Genomic DNA, 18,694 nt, shown 5'->3' with positions numbered 1-18,694 from the left:
GATGTGGCCGGGCCCGGGGCTTGCCACACTGATCGCATGGGTGGGGCTGTTCGGGCGGAGATCGTCAAGCGGTGGCGGAGGGCTGTCACAGTGCTGCGGCACCGCAGCCCGCTGCCCCGTCCTACCCGGTGGATGTGGGCCGCCGACGCGATCCTTGCCGTCGTCCTCGCCGGCTGCACGCTGGGCGCCGCCCTCCGGCAGGGCGACGGCGCCGTCCCGGTGCCCCCGGTCATGGTGCCCACGACGCCGCCGGTGCCGACGCCGGCCACCCCGCCGGTTGCTCCCCTCCCGCCGCCGGGTGTGCTGCAGCACCTTGAGTCCGTCCATGCCTGGCAGTTGCTGCTGGGCGTGCTGACCGCGTTGCCGCTGGTGGTGCGCCGCAGGTATCCGCTGGCCGCGTTCTGGGCCGTGATCGGCACGAGCCTGCTGTTCAACCACAGCCTGGGCGGCGGCGACACGACCGTGTACACGTTCCTCTCCTGTGCGGTCGCCGCCTACAGCGCCGCCGTGTACAGCCCCCACCGCGCCCGCGCGCTCACGAGTCTGGTGGTCGGCGCCGGCCTGCTCGCGGTGTTCCACGACGAGAACTTCCCGTCCTTCGCCCCCGGTCTGGTGCCCTTGCTCGTGCTGCTCGGCGTGGGGCTCGGAGCCAACGCGATCCACACCTGGAAGCAGCGCCTGCGCGTCCTGCAGGAGGAGCACAAGGTCGCCACGAGGCTGGCGGTCGACCGCGAACGCTCCCGGATCGCACGTGAGTTGCACGACGTCGTCACGCACAATGTGAGCGTGATGGTGATCCAGGCAGGGGCGGCACGCAAGGTGATGGACACCGCGCCCGACCGGGCCCGCGAGGCACTGCTGTCCGTGGAGGCCGGCGGGCGCACCGCCATGGCCGAACTGCGGCACGTCATGGGCCTGCTCACCATGGCCGACGACGGCCCCGACCCGGCCACCGATGTCGACCTGGCACCGCAACCGGGCCTCGGCCAGGTCCCGGCCCTCATCGACCGCCTGCGCGAAACCGGTGTCCCCGTCGAACTGACCGTCACCGGAACCCCGCTGCCCCTTCCCCCCGGCGCCGACCTGGCCGCGTACCGCGTGGTGCAGGAGGCGCTGACCAACACCGTCAAACACGCCGCCGGCGCCCGGGTGCGCATCGCCGTCGACCATGCCGACGGCGCCGTGCACATCGACGTGTCCGACAACGGCGGCACCTCCGAGGCACTGGCAGGTCCCGGCGCCGGCCGCGGACTGATCGGCCTGCGCGAACGGCTCGCCGTCTACGGAGGCACCCTCAAGGCGGGCGAACACCCCACCGGCGGCTTCCGGGTGCACGCCGTCATACCGGTCGAGGAGCCCTTGTGACCCAGCCGCCGCGCGTGGTGATCGCCGACGATCAGGCGCTGGTCCGCACCGGCTTCGGCCTGATCCTGGCGGCGGACGGCATCGACGTCGTCGCCGAGGCCTCCGACGGGGACGAGGCGATCGAGGCGGTCCACCGCACCCGCCCCGACCTGGTCCTCATGGACGTCCGGATGCCCGGCACCGACGGCCTGGAAGCGACGCGCCGCATCCTCTCGGGGCTCGTGCCCGATCCGCCGCGTGTCCTCATCCTGACCACCTTCGACCTCGACCGCTACGTCTATGCCGCGCTCACCGCGGGGGCGAGCGGCTTCCTCCTCAAGGACGTCACCCCCGAACACCTGGTCGCCGCCGTCCGCCTGGCCCGCTCCGGTGACGCGCTGCTCGCTCCGGCCATCACCCGACGGCTCGTCGAACGCTTCGTCTCCCGCGACTCCGAGACCGCCGCCCTGCACCGGGACCTGTCCGTCCTCACCCCCCGCGAGCTGGAGGTCCTGCGTGCACTCGGCAGCGGCTTGAGCAATGCCGAACTCGCCGCGCGCTTCCACCTCAGCGAAACCACCGTGAAGACCCATGTGTCCCGGATCCTGGCCAAACTCCGTCTGCGCGACCGCGCCCAAGCCGTCGTCGTGGCCTACGAGACGGGGCTGATCGCTCCGGGAGCGGGCGCCCCGGTGACGGAGCCGTAGACAGGGAGACCAACTCCCGTAGGTGTCAGGCTTCTCGCAGCGCGCGGGCGCGACCAGCCACGACGGCGCAGCAGACGACCGATCGAGAATGGCGACCCCCGGTCAAACCGCCCGCACCGCAAGCGAAGACTGCTCCCCCGACCCCCGCACGATCAGCCGTGTGGGCACGGTAATGGTCCGCGCCCGCGACCGATCACCGTCCAGCCGCGCCAGCGCGGTCGCCGCAGCGGACCTGCCGATCTCCTCGGGGTCCTGGGCCACCACCGTCAGGGCCGGTTCGAGCGCCTCGGCGAGCGGTACGTCGTCGAAGGCGACCACGGCGACGTTCTTCCGCCCGCTGCGGGCGAGTTCGGCGACCACGCCGAGCGCGACCATGTTGTTGCCGGCGAACAGGGCTGTGGGCGGATCGGCCAGACCGAGCAGCTGGGCGGTCGCCGTCGCCGCCGCCGGCTGGTCGTGGGCGTTGGTGACGAGCGAGCGGTCGTAGGGGAGGCCGGCCTCCTGCAGCGCCGTACGGTATCCGGCCAGACGTTCGCGGCGGGTGTACAGCTTCACGGGCAGGTCGCCGATGAAGCCGATACGGCGGTGGCCGTGGGCGATCAGATGGGCGACGCCGTCTCGGGTGCCCGCACGGTTGGAGCTGACGATGCTGTCCGTGGACAGACCGACTCCCGGACGGTCGAGGAAGACCACGGGCAGCCCCGCCGAGCGGTGGCTCTTGAGGTGGGAGTGGTCGGCGCCCACGGACGGCACGATCATGAGGATGCTGACGCGGCGCGCCAGGAACTTGTCCGTCAGGGCCCGTTCCCGCTCGGGGTCGTCCGCGGAGGAGCCCATGAGCAGCGTCAGCCCGCGTTCGCCGACCGTGTCCTCTATGGCGCGGGCCACGGCCCCGAAGAAGGGGTTGGCGAGGTCGGGGATGACCAGGCCGATGGTGGTGTCCGGGCCGCCGACGCGGATGTTGCGGGCCATCAGGTTCGGCTGGAAGCCGAGTTCGGCGACCGCGGCGAGGACCTGTTCCCTGGTCCGGGGCGACACGGGGCCGTCCTCGTTGAGGACCCGGGAAACCGTCTTGGCACTGACACCTACTTCCCGGGCGACGTCGGCCAGGGTGGGGCGGCGGCTCGCAGCCATGGAGGAACGTCTCCTGTCAGCTCCCGGGTTCCGGCCGCGGCCTCGGCCGGAACATGAAGGAGCTGGGTCGTGGTGTCAGTTGGCCTGGACTCCGGCCGCCTTGGCAGCCTCGGAGTCCGCTACGACGGTACCTCCGGCCGAATCGACGGTGAGCGCGCCGGTCATGATGGCGACGACCTCCGCCATGGAGTAGTCGGACGGCTTGATCACGGCAGCCCGCTTGCCGAGCCGGTGGACGTGGATCCGGTCGGCGATCTCGAAGACATGCGGCATGTTGTGGCTGATCAGAACCACCGGCAGGCCCTTGTCCCGGACGCGCCGGATCAGGTCCAGGACCTGACCCGACTCCTTGACGCCGAGCGCGGCGGTCGGTTCGTCCATGACGACGACGCTGCCGGCCCAGGCGACGGAACGGGCGACCGCGACGGCCTGCCGCTGCCCGCCGGAGAGGGTCTCGACCGACTGCGTGAGCGAGCGCAGGCCGATCTTCAGGTCGGCCATGTGCTCGGAGGCCTCCTCGCGCATGCGCTTCTTGTCGAGCATGCGGAAGACACTGCCGAGGACACCGGGACGGCGCAGCTCGCGCCCGAGGAACATGTTCGAGGCGATGTCCATGGAGGCGGCCACGGCGAGATCCTGGTAGACGGTCTCGATGCCGTGGGCGCGGGCGCTCTGCGGGCCGGAGAAGGTGATGGGCTTGCCGTTGAGCCGTATCTCGCCCGCGTCGGGGACCAGCGCGCCGGTGAGGGCCTTGATGAGGCTGGTCTTGCCGGCGCCGTTGTCGCCGATGACGGCGAGCACCTCGCCGGGCAGCAGATCGAAGTCGGCGCCGTCGATGGCGGTGACATGGCCGTAGCGCTTGACCAGACCGCGGGCCTGCAGCACGGGCGTGGGGGAGGAGTTGGCGGTCATCGTGCCTTCTTCCGGGAGATCTGGTCGACGGTCACCGCGAGGATGACCAGCACGCCGGTGATCAGGGTCTGGTAGATGGAGGCGACGCCCATCAGCTGCAGGCCGTTGCGGAACACACCGACGATCAGGACGCCGATGAAGGTGCCCAGGACCGAGCCGCGTCCGCCGAAGAGGCTGGTGCCGCCGAGGACGACGGCGGTGATGCTGTCGAGGTTGTCGGTCTGACCCGCCTGCGGGTCGCCGACTCCGGTGCGGGAGATGAGCAGCAGGGCGGCGATGCCGTAGAGCAGGCCCGCGACGGTGTAGATGCCGATGGTCAGGCGGGAGGTGCGGATGCCGTTGAGGCGGGCGGCTTCCTGGCTGTTGCCCAGGGCGTAGACGTGCCGGCCCCAGCTGGTGTTGCTCAGCGAGTAGGCGAGCAGCAGGAACAGGGCGATGGTGACCAGCGAGCCGTACGTGATGTCGGTGTGGCCGAGCGGGAAGGTCTGGCCGAGAGCCGTCAGCGGGCCGGGCAGGCTGGTGATGGTCTGTTCGTTGGAGTAGATGTGCGTCAGCGCGAACGCCACGTTGAGCATGCCGAGCGTGACGATGAACGGCGGAAGCGGGATCTTCTGCACCAACAACCCGTTGAGCAGGCCGAATCCGGCGCATACGGCGATGCCCAGGGCAATGGCGACGAGCGGCGGCAGGGTGCCGTTGGCAGCCATCTTGGCGATCACGATGCTGCCGAACGCCATCACGGCACCGCACGACAGGTCGATGCCCGCGGTGAGGATGATCAGGGTCTGCCCGATGGCGAGGGTGCCGACGACCATGACCTGCTGGACGATCAGCGAGAAGTTCCCGCCGGTGAGGAACTGGTCGGTCGAGATCGAGAAGAAGGCGCAGGCCAGGAGGAGGGCGACCAGAGGGCCGGTGGTCGGTGCCGTGAGCAGCCTGCGCAGCGTGGTCGGCGCCTTGAGTTCGGCATACGGCGAGGACGTGCCCGGGGGCGTGGTCGTGGCAGTCATGCGAAGTCCTTGTCGGAAGACAGAAGTCCTTGTGGGAGGACCAAGGGGGCGGCCGCCCCGGGTCGGGGAGCGATCGGGGCGGCCGCCCCGCCAAGGGGAGAGACGTTTCGTACGGTGCTGGGGAGCGCCCCTTTAGGGGCGCGGGGAACTGCGCGACAAGCCACGACTTAGCCGCAGACAACTGACGGCCCATCGCGGCACAACCCAGCGGAGCTACCCCCAGCAGTTCTGCAGACCGAACCCGGTGTCCTTGGACGTAACCCCCGCCTGCGCCTTGTCGCTGATCAGGTTGACGCCGGTGTCGGTGTAACCGGACGCCTTCTTGCCGCTCTTGGCGTAGTCCACGACGGCCTGGACGCCCTGGGAGGCCATCTTCAGCGGGTACTGCTGCGAGGTCGCGGCGATCTTGCCGTCCTTGACCGCCTGAGTACCGGTGCAGCCGCCGTCGACGGAGACGATCAGTACGTCCTTCTCGCGGCCCTTGGCCTTCAGCGCGGTGTACGCGCCCAGCGCCGCGGGCTCGTTGATCGTGTAGACGAGGTTGATGCTCGGGTCCTTCTGGAGACAGTTCTCCATGGCGGTCTGGCCCTTGGCCTGGTCGCCACCGGTGTCCTGGGCGCAGGCGACGTCCTTGTCGGTGGCGCCGAATCCCTGCAGGAAGCCGTTGTGCCGCTGCACGCCGACGGAGACGCCGGGCGCGAGGTCGAGGGTGGCTATCTTGGCCGTCTTGCCCTTCATGGCGGCCTTGGCGTACTGGCCGATGAGCTTGCCGGCGTCGAGGTTGTTGGTGGCGAAGAGGGCGTCGACGGCGCTCTGCGGCTCGGTCGGGGTGTCCAGGGCGATGACCAGGACCCCCTTGGCGCGGGCCTTGGCGATGGCGGGCACGATCGCCTTGGAGTCGCTCGGGGTGATCAGGATGCCCTTCACTCCGGCGGCGACCATGTTCTCGATGGCGGTGACCTGCCCGGCGTTGTCCCCGTCGAACTTGCCCGCGGCGGTCATCAGCTGGGCGCCGTCCGCCTTGGCGGCCTTCTCCGCGCCCTCCTTCATCTTCACGAAGAACGGGTTGGTGTCGGTCTTGGTGATCAGACCGACCTTGACCTTGCCGGAACCGGAGCTGGTGGAACTCGACCCGGAGCCGGAACCGCAGGCCGTCAGGGTGAGGGCCGCGATGCCCGTGACCGCAGCGGCTCTGACGAGGGTGGGTGACAGACGAGTGGTGCGAGACATGAACGACTCCTGCGGGATAGCGAGCGGCGGGGTCGGCATCAGAGCGTGTGCGCATGTTGCCCGGTGTTGCGCAGTGTCATCGTTGACTTATGTCAACGTTGACACCGTCTGGCGAGGATGATGGACTCCGGCTCGCGGCAACGTCAATGCCTTGTACTCGTCACAAATCGGCAACGTCCCCTCCGCTGCAGGTCCGCAGCCGGAAAGCAGCCGGAAGGCAGCCGGAAAGAAGGCCAGCCCATGAGCCCGCGTCAGATCACCGTCCTGGGAGAGTGCGTCGCGGACGCCTTCACCGAACCGGCAGCCGCCCCGCACGAGCTCGCCCTGCGCGTGCTGCCGGGCGGCGGACCTGCGAACACGGCGGTGGCTCTGGCGCGGCTGGGCACCCCGGCCCGCTTCCTCGCCCGGCTCTCCGGCGATGTGTTCGGCCGCCTCTTCCGGGCTCGTCTGGAGGCCTCCGGAGTGGACCTGTCCCACGCCGTCGAGGCCACCGAACCCAGCACGCTGGCCGTCGCGGAACTGGATGCCCTGGGGCAGGCCGCGTTCTCCTTCCACGCCCAGAACACGGCCGACTGGCAGTGGACGCCGCCGGAACTGGCAAGGGTCGACCTGTCCGAAACCGCCTGTGTGCACACCGGTTCCCTCGCGCTGGTACGCGAGCCCGGCGCCGCGGTGGTGGAGGACTTCCTGGCGGCCGCCGCTCCCCGGACCACCATCAGCATCGACCCCAACGTACGGCCGCTGCTGGTGCACCCCGACGTCTACCGCTCCCGGCTGGAGCACTGGTGCGGCCTCGCCGACGTACTGCGGCTGAGCGAGGACGACCTGGCGCTCCTCCTGCCGGACACGCCCCCCGAGAAGGCCTGCGACATCTGGCACACCGCCGGAGCGCGGCTCGTCGTGATCACGCGCGGCGCCGAAGGGGCCCTGGCCTCCCTCGACGGCGAACGGCTCCAGGTGCCCGCGGTCACGACCCAGGTGGTCGACACGGTCGGGGCGGGGGACTCCTTCACGGCCGGTCTGCTGCACCACCTCGGCGCCCGCGGATTCCTCGGCGGCCGACTTCTGGACCTGGACCTGGCCGCCCTCGCCGAAGCCTGTGTGTTCGCCACCCGGGTCGCGGCCCTGACCTGCGCGGTCGCCGGCCCCAACCCGCCGTGGCAGAGCGAGCTGGCCGAGTGCTGATCACACCCACCGGACACCCCCTCGACAACGCAAGGAGACACCGCATGACCAAGACCCTGTTCGCCGAGTTCACCGCCCGCGAGGGAGCGGAGGGCGAAGTCGCCCGCCTGCTGCGGGAGTACGCCGAGAAGGTCCGCGAGGAGGAGGGCAACCTCGTCTTCGACGCCTACACCAAGGCCGACGGCCCGCGCGCCTTCTGGATCTTCGAGGTGTACCGCGACGAGGACGCCTTCCAGGCTCACCTGAAGCAGCCGTACGGCGCCCCCTTCAACGCCGCCCTCACCCCGCTGATCGAGGAGGACGCCTCCGTACTGACGTTCCTCGATCCGCTGAACTGACCTCGCCGACTCACGGCATCAGGCGTCAACTGGGCTGCCCGGCAAGGGCTGTTCGGTCCAGATGGACTTGCCGGTACGGGTGTGGCGGGTGCCCCAGCGCCGGCAGAGGGCGGAGATGAGCTGCAGGCCGCGACCGTCCTCGTCGGTGGCGGAGGTGTGCCGGATGTGCGGCGTGGTCAGGCTCGCGTCGGAGACCTCGCAGATCAGCGCACGGCTGCGGAGCATGCGCAGCCGGATGGGGCCGTAGGCGTGCCGGATCACGTTCCCGACCAGCTCGCTGACCAGGAGCTCGGTGGTCATGACCAGGTCCTCGTCGGCGAGGCCCCAGTCGGTGAGCTGGGCGCGGATCAGCTCGCGGGCCTGACCGGCCGCCACCGGGTCCTCCGGCAACGGCCACTCGGCGACGTTCTCCGCACCCAGCGGATGGGTGCGGGCCAGCAGCAGGGCGGCGTCGTCGGTCAGCGCGCGGTGGGCGGGGAGCAGGGCGGAGGTGATGGCTGCGCAGAGGCCGTCGAGGTCGGACCCGTCGGCCGGTGCGGCCGTTCTGGCGTTCACGGACTCGAAGAGCAGCTCGGCGAGGCGGTTCATGCCGGTGGTGACATCCCGGTCCTTGCTCTCCACAAGCCCGTCGCTGTAGAGGGCGAGCAGACTCTCGGCGGGCAGCTCGGTCTCGAGCGTCTCGAACGGGGGAGTGGCCACACCCAGCGGCGGGTCCGGGGTCATGGGCAGGAAGGTCACGGTGCCGTCGGGCCGGGCCACCGCCGGGGGCGGCTGACCGGCGCTGGCGTACGACAGCTGCCGGGTCACCGGGTCGTAGATGCCGTACAGGCAGGTCGCGAAGGCGTCGGTGCCGGGTTCACCGACGATGTCGTTGAGGTGGCCGAGGATCTCGTCGGGCGGCAGCTCCAGCTCCGAGAGGGTGCGCACGGCTGTGCGCAGCCCGCCCATGGTGGCGGCCTCGGCCATGCCGTGGCCCATGACGTCGCCGATCACGAGCGCCACCCGGGCAGCGGAGAGCGGGATCACGTCGTACCAGTCGCCGCCGACGTCGGCCCCCTGCTTGGCCGGCTGGTAGCGCGCCGCCACCGTCACCTCGGGCAGCTCGGGCAGCGCCTGCGGCAACAGGCTGCGCTGGAGGGTACGGGCCCGGGTCGTCGCCTCGTCGTAGAGCCCCGCCCGCTCCAGGGCCTGCGCGATCAGTCCGCTGAGCGCGGTCAGCAGCGTCCGTTCGTCGTCGTCCAGCGCCCGCGGCCGGTCGAAGCAGATCACCGCCGCGCCGATCCCGCGCCCCGACACCGCCAGCGGCAGAAAGGCCCACGCCTGCTCGCCGCCCTCCCGCATCAGGGCCTCGGCTTCCGGATAGCGTTTCCGGAACTCCTCCAGGGAGGCGATGTGGAGGGGGGTGCGGGTGCGCAGGGCGTCCCCCACCGGGTTGGTGGTGTCCCGCACCGTCCACTGCTCTTCCAGCACTCGTGTGAAGTGCTGCGGGTAACCCCGGGAGCCGACCACGGCCAGCCGGTCGTCGACCACGCCGAGCATGATCAGTCCGCTGGCGCCGAGAGGGGACATCACGCCGTCGGCCACCGCCGCCATCACATCCTGGGCCGTGACGGCCTCGGCCAGCTCCCGCGTGATCCGCTGCACGAGGGCCGCCCGCTCCGCGGCCGCCCGTTCCGCGGCGGCCCGCTCGACCTCCCGCAGATGCCGCTCGGTGGTGTCGGTGATGTAGAGGGTGAGACCTTCCGGCACCGGCACCAGCCGCAGGTGGTACCAGGAGGTCCCGTCGGGCCACGGCACGTCGAAGCCGGCGGGCCGGCCCTCGGCCGCGATGGCCCGGCACCGCTGCTCCAGACCCGGCACGGCACAGACCGCGGGAACGTTCCAGAGCAGCGCCCCGGCCACCTCTCCCGCGGGTCCGAAGAGGCGCTCGGCGGCCTGGTTGAGGAAGTCGATGCGCCAGTCCGTGTCCAGGGAGACGAAGCCGTCGCTCATGTGCCGCAGCGCCCGCCCCACCGACTCGGCGGCGGAGTGCGTCTCGCTGCTGTCCCGGACGGTGCCGATCACCTTCACCGGAGCCCCCGCCTCGTCCGTGATCGTCCGGGCCCGCGCCTCGATCCAGACGTACGTGCCGTCCTGCTGCCGGATCCGGTACTCGTGCTGGAAGCCGCCGCGCTCCTGGATACCCGTGTCGAAGCCGGCCACCGCCGCCGGCAGGTCGTCCGGGTGGATCAGCGCCGCCCACGCCTCGATGCCGCCGGTCATGATCTGCGGATCGATGCCGGGCAGCACCTCATCGACGGGCCCGTCGGCGGTCAGCTCGCCGGTACGCAGGTCCCAGGTGTACGTGAGGGCCGGCGCCCCCTCCGCGTCCTGAGCCGGGGCATCCCGGGGCCCCGGCCCGTGCGCCAGGGCCTGCAGCAGGGTGGGGGACGGATTGAGGATCCCGGACGACCTGAGCCTCCCGGACATCCAGGCCGCCACCTCGTTCAGGAACGCGTGCTCCGCGGCGCCCGGCTCGGCGCCCGGAGCGAAGAGCACGGAGAGAGCACCGCGCCGCCCGCCGCCGCCCGGAACGGGGACGGCCAGGTGCCCGATGCCCGCCGGGAGCCCGGAGGGCCACAGCGCGGCGGGGTCCCGGCCGGGCACGGGATCGGGCGGGGCGAGGTCGGGCTGCCAGGCGACGATGTCACTGCGGGCGGCCCTGCTCGGTGGCGCCTTGCCCCGGGCCGGGATGATCAGCCAGGGCCGGGTCATCGACTCCGGCAGCCCACTGTCGGCGACCAGGTAGAGAACGCCGCTCATTCCGCCGCCCGGCAGATGCACCATGCCGCCGAGGCCGTGCACCTCGGCCACCGCCTGCTGCAGCGCGGTCAACAGCACCTCGACATCGCGCCGGTCCTCGTCGACGGCGCCGAGCAGCCGCATCCGCATCAGCTGCCGCTCCAAGGGCCGCACGGTGCCTCTGGCATTCACCACGCCCGACTGTCGCCTCCGCTCACCGCTCGGGGATCCACTGGGCCGTCTGCGATCGGGACCTACAGCGATCTGCATCCGTCGAATTCAGCCCGCCTGAGCAACTTAGGCGATTTCACCTGTCTTGGGGAGGTTTTCGCAGCCGATCGACGAACCTGACCGGCCGTAGCCGCCCGTGCCGCCTCAGTGCGCGACGGGTCGGTCCGCCACGTTCTGTCGACCACCGGGACCAGCGCCGGTACGAGATCCTCGGCAGCCCGCGGCCGGATGAACGTCGTCCAGCACGGCGAACACCCGTCGCCGTAAGCAGGTCAAGGGGTCGGCGGACAGTCGTAACCACCGGTCGGCCGGGGGCCGAACGGCCCAAGTCGCCTCACGCGCGCGGCACCGCCGCACGGGTGGTTCCACGCGGACTGTCTTCGCTCGCTTCATCCTCCCAACGCCTCTGCCACGCAGGGGAGTTGGGACAGGAGCCGGAGCCGACGTCCGCGCTCGTTGATCGGACGATCCGGCGTGCCGACGAGCACATATAGGAAATTTGCGCATTAACCTCCAGTCACCTTATGACGTGGCGGATCTCGTTCGCGTCCGTTTCAACACCCGGAGAAGACATGCGCAAGCCTCACAAGACCGTTGTCGTGGCAGTCCTCCTCGGCACCGTCGGCTTCCTCGGCGCCGGCACCGCTTACGCCCACGGGGACGGGCAAAAACACGGACACGGCCACGCGCGCGAGCACCACGGCCGAGAGAGCCAGACGATCAAGGTCAACCAGAGCACCACGTGCACGGTGACCGAAGACAACAGCGACGTACAGGGCGAGACCGCCGCGTTCGGCCCGGACGGCCGGCCCGAGACGCAGAACACCAACGTCGGCTCGAACCTGGGCTGCAACAACACCGTCAGCTTCGGCAAGTAGCCCACCCGGGCACACATCAGAAAGGCCCTCCGTGATCTTCACGGAGGGCCTTCCTCGTGCTCGTGGAGCCCTTGAGATGGTTTCTCTCAGGCAGCCTCGGGCCGCGTCGCGCGCGTGCCCGAGGCGGACTCCTGCGCATCCTCGGACCGGAAGATCTCGTCCTCCCCGAAGTCCGGGGCCTGGAAGGGTTCCGTCGTCGGAGGCGGCGATGGTGCCGTGGAACGGCGGGGTTGCCCTTCGGGGGCGGAGAACAGCGACATCGTGTCGATGACAGATCTGCCTTTCGTTACAGGCCTCTGACGGGGCCTGGCGTGCCGTGACCGGGCACAGCGGCGCTACAACTTGGTCATCTTGGCGTACGGGCTCAAGATCCGCATTTGCGTGGACCCGAAATCCACGAGCGCGGCGATTCCGTCCTCCATGCCGATCACCCGGCCGAGGCCGTACACATCGTGGGTCACTTGGTCGCCCAGGGCGAAGTGCTTGGGGGCCGGAGTGACCGGGGCCTTGAAGGGGCTGGTGGGCAGATGACGCTTCGGTGCCGCAGGCTTGGTCATGGCTCAGTATGAGCCCACGATTCTCCCGCCCGCTGTGGCCGTGGGCACAGATCCACGCGGGATCAACTGCGTCACGCCGCTGACCTGGTGTTTCGAGACCCAGGGGCGGCGAAACTCGACCGAAGATCCCCTTCGCCGACGTGGCTGACCCGGCACTCGGCACGGTGGGAGTCCGTGGACTCCCTGCTCGGGGGCCCCGCGCGTCCGCGCAGAAGGGGCCGCACAGTCGTTCCGGCGCCCATGGCCGAAACCGGAGCATCGGCGCCGGGTGCCGGGCAAGCTGGGGCTGTTCTGGGTCTCGGCGTACGGCGTGTACGGGGGAGTCCCGGCGGCGGCACCGGCCCCCGACACGGGGCAGGGCACGCCAAGCGGCACCGCACACCGGACGTACGACGGAAGGCCGACATGATCCGAGTTCCCACCTGCGTGCTCAGCAGCTTCGAGCCGCCCCGGATACAGCACGGCCACAGCCCGGATCTGTTCGTGCAGATCGGGTCCCTGACCAAGACGTTGACCGCGACCGTCCTGACCGCCTTGGCAGGCCGCGGTGCCCTGAGCCTCGACGACCCGCTGGAATCGTTCCTGCCTGCTCCCGAGGGCACCGGCATCACCCTCCGCCACCTCGCCGAACACACCTCGGGCCTGCCACGGCTGCCCCCGGGCATCGGCGGCCGCGATCCCTACGCGACCTTCGACGCCCAAGCCCTGGACGCGGTCGTACGGCAGCTGGACACCCTGGTCACGGCTCCCGCGGGTACGACCGAGGAGTACTCGAACTTCGGATACGCCCTCCTGGGCGCGGCCCTGGTCGCGGCCACCGACACCTCGTACGAGGAACTCCTGCACCGGCATGTCCTCGCCCCCCTGGGCGTCACCGACGTCGCGGCCGATCCACCGTCCGACAGACGGCTGTGCCGCCGGGGTTTCTTCGGACAACCGCAGCGGCCCTGGACCATGACCGGCGCGATCCTGCCCGCCGGCGGCCTGTGGGCCACGCCCGAAGCCACCGCCCGCCTCGTCACCGGCCTGCTCGTCGACCGCAGACTCGGCGAACCCGCACCGGCCTGGCAGAAAGCAGGACGCCTGCTGTGGCACAACGGCGCTACGGGTGGCGCCTCGGTCTTCGCGGGCGCCGCACCGCAGGGCTGGATCCTCGTCCACCGCCTGTCCGGCCGGAGCGCGGCGACGGATCGACTGGCCTTGGAAACCTTCAGACGTCTCGTAGACGCCTCGTCCCACCAGAGTTGAGCCCTCCGGGCCGAGGCCCCGGCCGACATCCGTCCGGGGCGAGGCCGAGAACAACCATCGGGAACCGGGGCCTGGCAAACGATTCAGGCCGATTGCTCAGGCCCTCACTGGAGCCCGGCCATGTCCCGGGCTACGGAGCCCGGGACATGGCGCCGGGACATGGCACTGCGTGCCGGTGCTCCCTGACGACGGGGTCCTCATGCGCGGCGACCGGTCCCTGATCGCGCCCGCGCCGGTCTGTGTCACGGGCTCACCCCCAAGACCGCCCCAGGTCCAACTTGCCAGCAATCAGTGGCCCCTTGGGCGTCGATGGCCAGGGCTGCCGAGGTGGTGATCAGACGAAGCAAACTTGAGCAACGATCACTCAAGGCCATGCCAGGGGGGAGCAATGGTGGATTCATCCATGCCCCGGTAGCGACCCTCGTAGGTGAGCACCACACGCGGCATGACGCTTTGTCGACCCAACGGCCAAATAGCTCGCACGTCCGTGAGATGACTCTCCCGTGCCACCACAATCGGGGCTATCCTCGGCGATGCGCTCAGCGAAAGTGCGATGCCACGCTTGGGCGTGCATCTCTACGCTGGCGATGCAGAAACACATCAGACGTGGTCAACCCACATCTGGCGAGGACCGCCGCGCCCCAGCTTTGGCCAGAGGGGGCGCGGCGGTTTCTGCTTCTGGGCACTGAGCGGGCGCTCACCCTGTGTAACCATTATGCAGGCTCGCTGCATCACACGGGGGCGAGTATTCGCCAGGTCGATCAGCCCTCTTGAATTCTCGAATTCCTTCAGGAAAAGCGCATGAGTGGCTCATTAAGTGGCTTTAATATCCCGTTTAATATAAGCGGGGCGTAAGTTCCGCTTAAGGTGTTTGCTTCAGCAACTACATCACGGGCCGTCGATGACCCGCAACTTACGGCAATGTTCAAAAGTACTTGCTAGTCACTCATCGCCCGTAAGGAGCTTTTGCTCATAGATGTCCGCATTGGCGGCAATTGCAGACCATCGGCATGTGGCCTTGGTCATACCGATGGTGGTCGGTCCGTGCGCGCTTCGGATCGCAAGTGACCCCCAATGGGCGAAGGCTGCTCATGTAAAGAGTCTTCTTACCGAAGGGTAACTGACATGAGATGACCCCGTTTCAGGTGACTGGCCATCAAATGTCCACCAGGGTGGAAGGGATTCTACTCGCTCCCCCTGACAGTCGACCGGACAGCCTGAACGCGCCCATATGCAAGTCCAGTTGCTATCGCGTATCCGGATGGCGTATTACTTCGGTCCACTGCACTGGCGCAGAAGACTCTGAACGCCTCTGGCCAAGAAGCTGAGTTCAGAGCCTTGTCCCTCGTCAGGAAGGGCGCCCTAAGGAGCGCTCGAGAAAGTGGAGTCAGACCCATGAGTCAGATCTCAAGCACCACCCCGGGCCCCAACGGGGCCCAGCCGGGCACGGGAAGTAACCTTTCCTCCCCGCCTGCCGCCGCGGCCGCCACCCCGGGGGTACCCCCCGATGACGGCCGCCGCCGGCTCGAACTCAGCGTCGACCGGCACCTTGAGCTGCGGCTGTACATCTCGCCGCAGCTGCTCCGCTGGGCGACCGGCGCCCTCACCAGCCTCGGCGCCGGCGCCTGGTACCTCACCCACTAGAAGCTCAACCCGCCAGTGCAAGGAGCCCCGGGGCGTCCCCCGGGGCTCTGTCCGTTTGTTCGCCCAGTCCTCCCTCTCCAGGACGACCGAGTGCCGCCTCGACGTGCCGACGCAGGAGGCCCCGGCAAGCCCCCTGGAGGCCCTCCTGGGCCCCTCCCGTCCCTGCGCCGCGGATTGCCCCCGGGCGCCTCCGAAAATCGCGACGAGGCGACGGGCTTCCTCGGTGAAGAGGCTTTGCCATCCCGCCGGTCCGTAGATATGAGCACTTTGGGTCGATTGTCATATTGTGCTCACGTGAGTGTCATCGGCCTTCATTTCCTGGCACTGAGTGCCGCCTGCAGCCTCCGTCACTCTCACGCAAGCGCCGTCGGGCGGCCACCGGTGTTCCCCGCGGGCGACAGGTTTGTACATCGTGGATGCGCGCGTACGGCGCCATCGCCCTGGTCGTCAAGAAGGTCTTCGACAACAGCCGCCCAACAGCGAGCCCAAGCTGCGGGCCGGGTTCGACAAGCCGGTGGCGAAGGGCGGCGAAGGCCGGCACCGTCCTGGTGATCGTGGACCAGCCCGGTGAAGGACTGCCGGCGGTGCCGACAGGACGGGACCGGTGAAGATGCCGATAAAAAGGTGGCTGTGGGACGAGGTCCTCTGACGCGGAAAGGCCCCTGAACTGCCCATATCGGCAGTTCAGGGGCCGTCCGAGTCTCGCTGGTCGGGCGGGTCAGCGCTGCAGGGTGAGGACGCCCGGACGCCACGGCAGCTGGTCGTAGGGGCCGCTCGCGGAGGGGGACTTGCCCTGGTAGAGGAGCTGCAGGTTGCAGGGGTCGATGGTCATGGTCTGGTCGGGGTTGTTGCGGACCAGGTCACCGTGGCTGATGTCGTTGGTCCAGGTGGCGCCGCTGTTGGCCTTGCCCGCGAAGGGGTTGGACTCGGTGGCGGCCTGCGGGGTCCAGGAACCGTTCAGGCTGGAGGCCGTGAACGAGCGGAAGTAGCGCTGCTCGTTCGCACCGCGCGCCTCGACGATCATGAGGTACTGGTTCTGGCCCTGGACCTTGTAGACCTGCGGCGCCTCGAACAGGTTCTTCACCGTGTCGCTCATGACCGTGGTGTACGACGAGCCGAAGTTGCCCGGGAAGTTCCCGATCGGCATGCTCGCCCGGTAGATGCTGCCGTTGTCACCGGCGAAGAACAGGTACATGTTCTGGCCGTCGCCGATCAGGGTCTGGTCGATCGGACCGGTTCCGGAGCCCGGGATGCTGCCGGTGAACAGCGCCTGCGGCGCGGACCAGCCGTTGGGGTTGGTGGGGTCGCTGGAGGTGCGGTAGACGAACGGCGCCGCGCCCCACTGGGACACCAGCACCCAGATGTTCTTGGGCGCGAAGTAGAACAGGGTGGGCGCCACCGCTTTCTGGCTCATGCCGGTCTGGCCGGCCGACGCCATGTCCGCCCAGTTCGTGAACGGGCTGAACGCCATCGAGCCGTACGACGATCCCGACACGTTCGACGCGTAGACCAGGTGCTTGCCGTTGTACACCACGTCGGTGAAGTCCTTCACCGAGGCCCACCCGTTCGCCGGCTGCGCCAGCGCACCCGTCGAGGACCACCGGTAGGTCGACGGAAGAGCGCAGGTGCCGCCCGTCGATGTCGATACCGGCGTCGGCGTGGACGCGGGCGTGGACGTGGCCGATCTGAAGTTCCAGTGCTGGTTGGCGGCGCCCCAGGAGTCCCAGATCTGGACGGGGGTGCCGTTGGCGGTCTTGCCGCCGGGGGTCTCCAGGGCTCGGCCGCTGGCGACGTTGGTCAGCGTGTAGGAGCCGTCGCTGTTCCGGGCGGCCTTCCAGTGTTGGTTGGCGCCGCCGTTGGAGTCCCAGACCTGCGTCTTCGTGCCGTTGCCGGTCTGGTTGCCCGGCTCGTCCAGGACCCGGCCGCTGGCGACGTTGGTCAGCGTGTAGGAGCCGTCGCCGTTCTTGGTGGCCCGCCACTGCTGGTTGGTGGCGCCGCTGGCGTCCCAGACCTGGAGCGGGGTGCCGTTGCCGTTCTGGCCGGCGGGCTCGTCGAGAACACGTCCGGTGGCCACGCCGGAGAGGGTGTAGACAGTGCCGGAGGTGATGTCTCCGGCCGCTGTGCCGCCGCTGCTGCCGCTGCCGCCGCTCGCGCCGTTCAGGGTGGTGAGCACCGCGTCGTAGGCGGGCTTCTTGTTGCCGTTGTTGTCGAACAGCAGCGGGTTCTCGCCGGTGCGCCAGGAGTCGCTGTCGCGGATGCCCCACACGGTGATGCCGGTGCAGCGGGCGACGTTGAGGCAGTCCTGGACGGTGTTGGCGTACGCGGTGGCGGACGCCTGCGCGATGTCCAGCTCGGTGATCTGTACGTCGACGCCGAGCGCGGCGAAGTTCGACAGCGTGGTCTGGAAGCTGGCCGGCGGGCCGCCGGTGCCGAAGTGGCTCTGGAATCCGACGCAGTCGATGGGCACGCCGCGGGACTTGAAGTCCTTGACCATGTTGTAGACGCCCTGGGTCTTGGCGTCGGACCAGTTCTCGATGTTGTAGTCGTTGTAGCAGAGCTTGGCCGCCGGGTCGGCGTTCCGGGCTGTGCGGAAGGCCTCCTCGATGAAACCGTTGCCCAGCACGTTCTGGAACACCGAACTGCGGTGCTGGCCGGTGCCGCCGTCGGCGAACGCCTCGTTGACCACGTCCCAGGCGTAGATCTTGCCCTTGTAGTGGGTCATCTCCTGGGTGATGTGGTTGTCCATCACACTGCGCAGGGTGTTGGCGTCGGTGATGGAGCTGACCCAGGACGGGAGTTGGGAGTGCCAGACGAGCGTGTGCCCGCGCATCCTCTGGCCGTGCGCGGCGGCGTGGCCGACGATCTGGTCGCCGGGCCCGAAGTTGAAGTTGCCGCGGGACGGTTCGATGGTGTCCCACTTCATCTCGTTCTCCGGGGTGATCATGTTGAACTCCCGGTCGAGAAGGGTGGAGTACGTCGAGTCTCCGAGCCTGCCCGCGGCCACGGCCGTGCCGAAGTAGCGGCCGCTGCCGGCCGCCGCATCGGCGAGCACGGTCGGCGTGCCGGCGTTCGACGTCAATGCGGCCTGGGCGACCAGCGGTACGGCAGCACCCACGGCGGCGAGCACCGCGGCGGCGGCGATCAGGCGGCGGGTCGCCGGACGGCGGCGATGAGAGGGGTTCTGATCTTGCAACGGCTTGTCCTTCTGGCGAAGCGGGCCTTGGTCTCGGCTCCCGTTTCCTGTCAGTCGCCGCCGCGCACACAAAGGTTGCCGCGATCAGGGAGACACGTTCTGCCGATCCGGAGACTGGCGCGATGCTCCTGTTCAGAGACGGCGCGCCGGGTGCCTCGGCGGGCGCCGGCCCCCGAACGCCGGTTGAGGAACCACTGACACAGACCTCCCGTGTATCCACGAGGCACGGCAGGGTCCCAGGGTCGTGCTGCAGCCAAGAGTGAGTGTCGCCGTGCGCAGGACGACAGGCAGGCCGGCCGGTG

The 18,694-nt window shown here is 69.4% G+C and carries 15 protein-coding genes; 7 read left to right on the top strand and 8 right to left on the bottom strand.

Annotation, left to right across the window (positions count from 1 at the left end; genetic code table 11):
- The first annotated feature begins 36 nt into the window (after window positions 1–36).
- Together ACWDAG_RS17230 and ACWDAG_RS17225 are read left to right on the top strand one after the other, a co-directional pair.
- Window positions 37–1,365, top strand: coding sequence for a sensor histidine kinase (locus ACWDAG_RS17230; RefSeq protein WP_450696408.1), 1,329 nt, complete (start codon window positions 37–39; stop codon window positions 1,363–1,365).
- A complete protein-coding gene (locus ACWDAG_RS17225; RefSeq protein ID WP_450696407.1) occupies window positions 1,362–2,051 on the top strand; it encodes a response regulator in 690 nt (229 codons plus the stop codon). The genes ACWDAG_RS17230 and ACWDAG_RS17225 overlap by 4 nt, the downstream gene beginning before the upstream one ends.
- Before the next feature lie 102 nt (window positions 2,052–2,153).
- Here the strand turns inward: ACWDAG_RS17225 and ACWDAG_RS17220 are convergent, their stop codons facing one another.
- The 4 genes from ACWDAG_RS17220 to ACWDAG_RS17205 form a co-directional block, all read right to left on the bottom strand.
- Complete coding sequence (locus tag ACWDAG_RS17220; protein WP_450696406.1) at window positions 2,154–3,185, bottom strand: LacI family DNA-binding transcriptional regulator; 1,032 nt, start codon at window positions 3,183–3,185, stop codon at window positions 2,154–2,156.
- 75 nt (window positions 3,186–3,260) lie between these two features.
- The gene (locus tag ACWDAG_RS17215; RefSeq protein ID WP_450696405.1) at window positions 3,261–4,097 is read right to left on the bottom strand and encodes an ATP-binding cassette domain-containing protein; all 837 of its coding nucleotides are present in this window, start codon (window positions 4,095–4,097) and stop codon (window positions 3,261–3,263) included.
- The gene (locus ACWDAG_RS17210) at window positions 4,094–5,107 is read right to left on the bottom strand and encodes an ABC transporter permease (RefSeq protein ID WP_450696404.1); all 1,014 of its coding nucleotides are present in this window, start codon (window positions 5,105–5,107) and stop codon (window positions 4,094–4,096) included. Before ACWDAG_RS17210 ends, ACWDAG_RS17215 begins: the two co-directional genes overlap by 4 nt.
- Window positions 5,108–5,320: 213 nt before the next feature.
- Window positions 5,321–6,337 carry a substrate-binding domain-containing protein gene (locus ACWDAG_RS17205; RefSeq protein ID WP_450696403.1) on the bottom strand — a complete coding sequence of 339 codons (1,017 nt, stop codon included), beginning with the start codon at window positions 6,335–6,337 and terminating at the stop codon, window positions 5,321–5,323.
- A gap of 240 nt (window positions 6,338–6,577) precedes the next feature.
- Here ACWDAG_RS17205 and ACWDAG_RS17200 point away from each other — a divergent pair, with 240 nt between their 5' ends.
- Together ACWDAG_RS17200 and ACWDAG_RS17195 are read left to right on the top strand one after the other, a co-directional pair.
- Entirely contained in the window at window positions 6,578–7,522 is a 945-nt protein-coding gene (locus ACWDAG_RS17200; protein WP_450696402.1) for a carbohydrate kinase family protein, read from the top strand.
- Window positions 7,523–7,566: 44 nt separating this feature from the next.
- Entirely contained in the window at window positions 7,567–7,860 is a 294-nt protein-coding gene (locus tag ACWDAG_RS17195; RefSeq protein WP_450696401.1) for a putative quinol monooxygenase, read from the top strand.
- A gap of 18 nt (window positions 7,861–7,878) precedes the next feature.
- Here ACWDAG_RS17195 and ACWDAG_RS17190 read toward each other — a convergent pair whose 3' ends face one another.
- The gene (locus tag ACWDAG_RS17190) at window positions 7,879–10,806 is read right to left on the bottom strand and encodes a SpoIIE family protein phosphatase (RefSeq protein WP_450696400.1); all 2,928 of its coding nucleotides are present in this window, start codon (window positions 10,804–10,806) and stop codon (window positions 7,879–7,881) included.
- Between the two features lie 638 nt (window positions 10,807–11,444).
- On the opposite strand from ACWDAG_RS17190, the gene ACWDAG_RS17185 reads away from it, so the two are divergent.
- A complete protein-coding gene (locus ACWDAG_RS17185) occupies window positions 11,445–11,750 on the top strand; it encodes a hypothetical protein (protein ID WP_450696399.1) in 306 nt (101 codons plus the stop codon).
- An 86-nt stretch (window positions 11,751–11,836) separates the two neighbouring features.
- On the opposite strand, the gene ACWDAG_RS17180 is transcribed toward ACWDAG_RS17185, so the two are convergent.
- Window positions 11,837–12,010 carry a hypothetical protein gene (locus tag ACWDAG_RS17180; protein ID WP_450696398.1) on the bottom strand — a complete coding sequence of 58 codons (174 nt, stop codon included), beginning with the start codon at window positions 12,008–12,010 and terminating at the stop codon, window positions 11,837–11,839.
- A 75-nt stretch (window positions 12,011–12,085) separates the two neighbouring features.
- Window positions 12,086–12,307: a hypothetical protein gene (locus ACWDAG_RS17175; protein WP_450696397.1), complete on the bottom strand. Its 222-nt coding sequence runs from the start codon at window positions 12,305–12,307 to the stop codon at window positions 12,086–12,088.
- A gap of 405 nt (window positions 12,308–12,712) precedes the next feature.
- On the opposite strand from ACWDAG_RS17175, the gene ACWDAG_RS17170 reads away from it, so the two are divergent.
- The gene (locus tag ACWDAG_RS17170) at window positions 12,713–13,555 is read left to right on the top strand and encodes a serine hydrolase domain-containing protein (protein ID WP_450696396.1); all 843 of its coding nucleotides are present in this window, start codon (window positions 12,713–12,715) and stop codon (window positions 13,553–13,555) included.
- Window positions 13,556–15,615: 2,060 nt separating this feature from the next.
- A complete protein-coding gene (locus ACWDAG_RS17165; RefSeq protein ID WP_450696395.1) occupies window positions 15,616–15,807 on the top strand; it encodes a hypothetical protein in 192 nt (63 codons plus the stop codon).
- Between the two features lie 110 nt (window positions 15,808–15,917).
- Here ACWDAG_RS17165 and ACWDAG_RS17160 read toward each other — a convergent pair whose 3' ends face one another.
- Entirely contained in the window at window positions 15,918–18,344 is a 2,427-nt protein-coding gene (locus tag ACWDAG_RS17160; RefSeq protein WP_450696614.1) for a non-reducing end alpha-L-arabinofuranosidase family hydrolase, read from the bottom strand.
- Window positions 18,345–18,694 lie beyond the last annotated feature (350 nt).

The organism is Streptomyces sp. NPDC001157 (assembly GCF_053598255.1).
This window is presented reverse-complemented; position numbering and strand designations above follow the sequence as displayed.

Excerpts from the sequence above, each read along its gene's own strand:
- ACWDAG_RS17230 (WP_450696408.1), top strand. The coding sequence starts at position 37 with ATGGGTGGGGCTGTTCGGGCGGAGATCGTCAAGCGGTGGCGGAGGGCT.
- ACWDAG_RS17220 (WP_450696406.1), bottom strand. The coding sequence starts at position 3,185 with ATGGCTGCGAGCCGCCGCCCCACCCTGGCCGACGTCGCCCGGGAAGTA.
- ACWDAG_RS17215 (WP_450696405.1), bottom strand. The coding sequence starts at position 4,097 with ATGACCGCCAACTCCTCCCCCACGCCCGTGCTGCAGGCCCGCGGTCTG.
- ACWDAG_RS17210 (WP_450696404.1), bottom strand. The coding sequence starts at position 5,107 with ATGACTGCCACGACCACGCCCCCGGGCACGTCCTCGCCGTATGCCGAA.
- ACWDAG_RS17205 (WP_450696403.1), bottom strand. The coding sequence starts at position 6,337 with ATGTCTCGCACCACTCGTCTGTCACCCACCCTCGTCAGAGCCGCTGCG.
- ACWDAG_RS17200 (WP_450696402.1), top strand. The coding sequence starts at position 6,578 with ATGAGCCCGCGTCAGATCACCGTCCTGGGAGAGTGCGTCGCGGACGCC.
- ACWDAG_RS17195 (WP_450696401.1), top strand. The coding sequence starts at position 7,567 with ATGACCAAGACCCTGTTCGCCGAGTTCACCGCCCGCGAGGGAGCGGAG.
- ACWDAG_RS17185 (WP_450696399.1), top strand. The coding sequence starts at position 11,445 with ATGCGCAAGCCTCACAAGACCGTTGTCGTGGCAGTCCTCCTCGGCACC.
- ACWDAG_RS17180 (WP_450696398.1), bottom strand. The coding sequence starts at position 12,010 with ATGTCGCTGTTCTCCGCCCCCGAAGGGCAACCCCGCCGTTCCACGGCA.
- ACWDAG_RS17175 (WP_450696397.1), bottom strand. The coding sequence starts at position 12,307 with ATGACCAAGCCTGCGGCACCGAAGCGTCATCTGCCCACCAGCCCCTTC.
- ACWDAG_RS17170 (WP_450696396.1), top strand. The coding sequence starts at position 12,713 with ATGATCCGAGTTCCCACCTGCGTGCTCAGCAGCTTCGAGCCGCCCCGG.
- ACWDAG_RS17165 (WP_450696395.1), top strand. The coding sequence starts at position 15,616 with ATGCGCGCGTACGGCGCCATCGCCCTGGTCGTCAAGAAGGTCTTCGAC.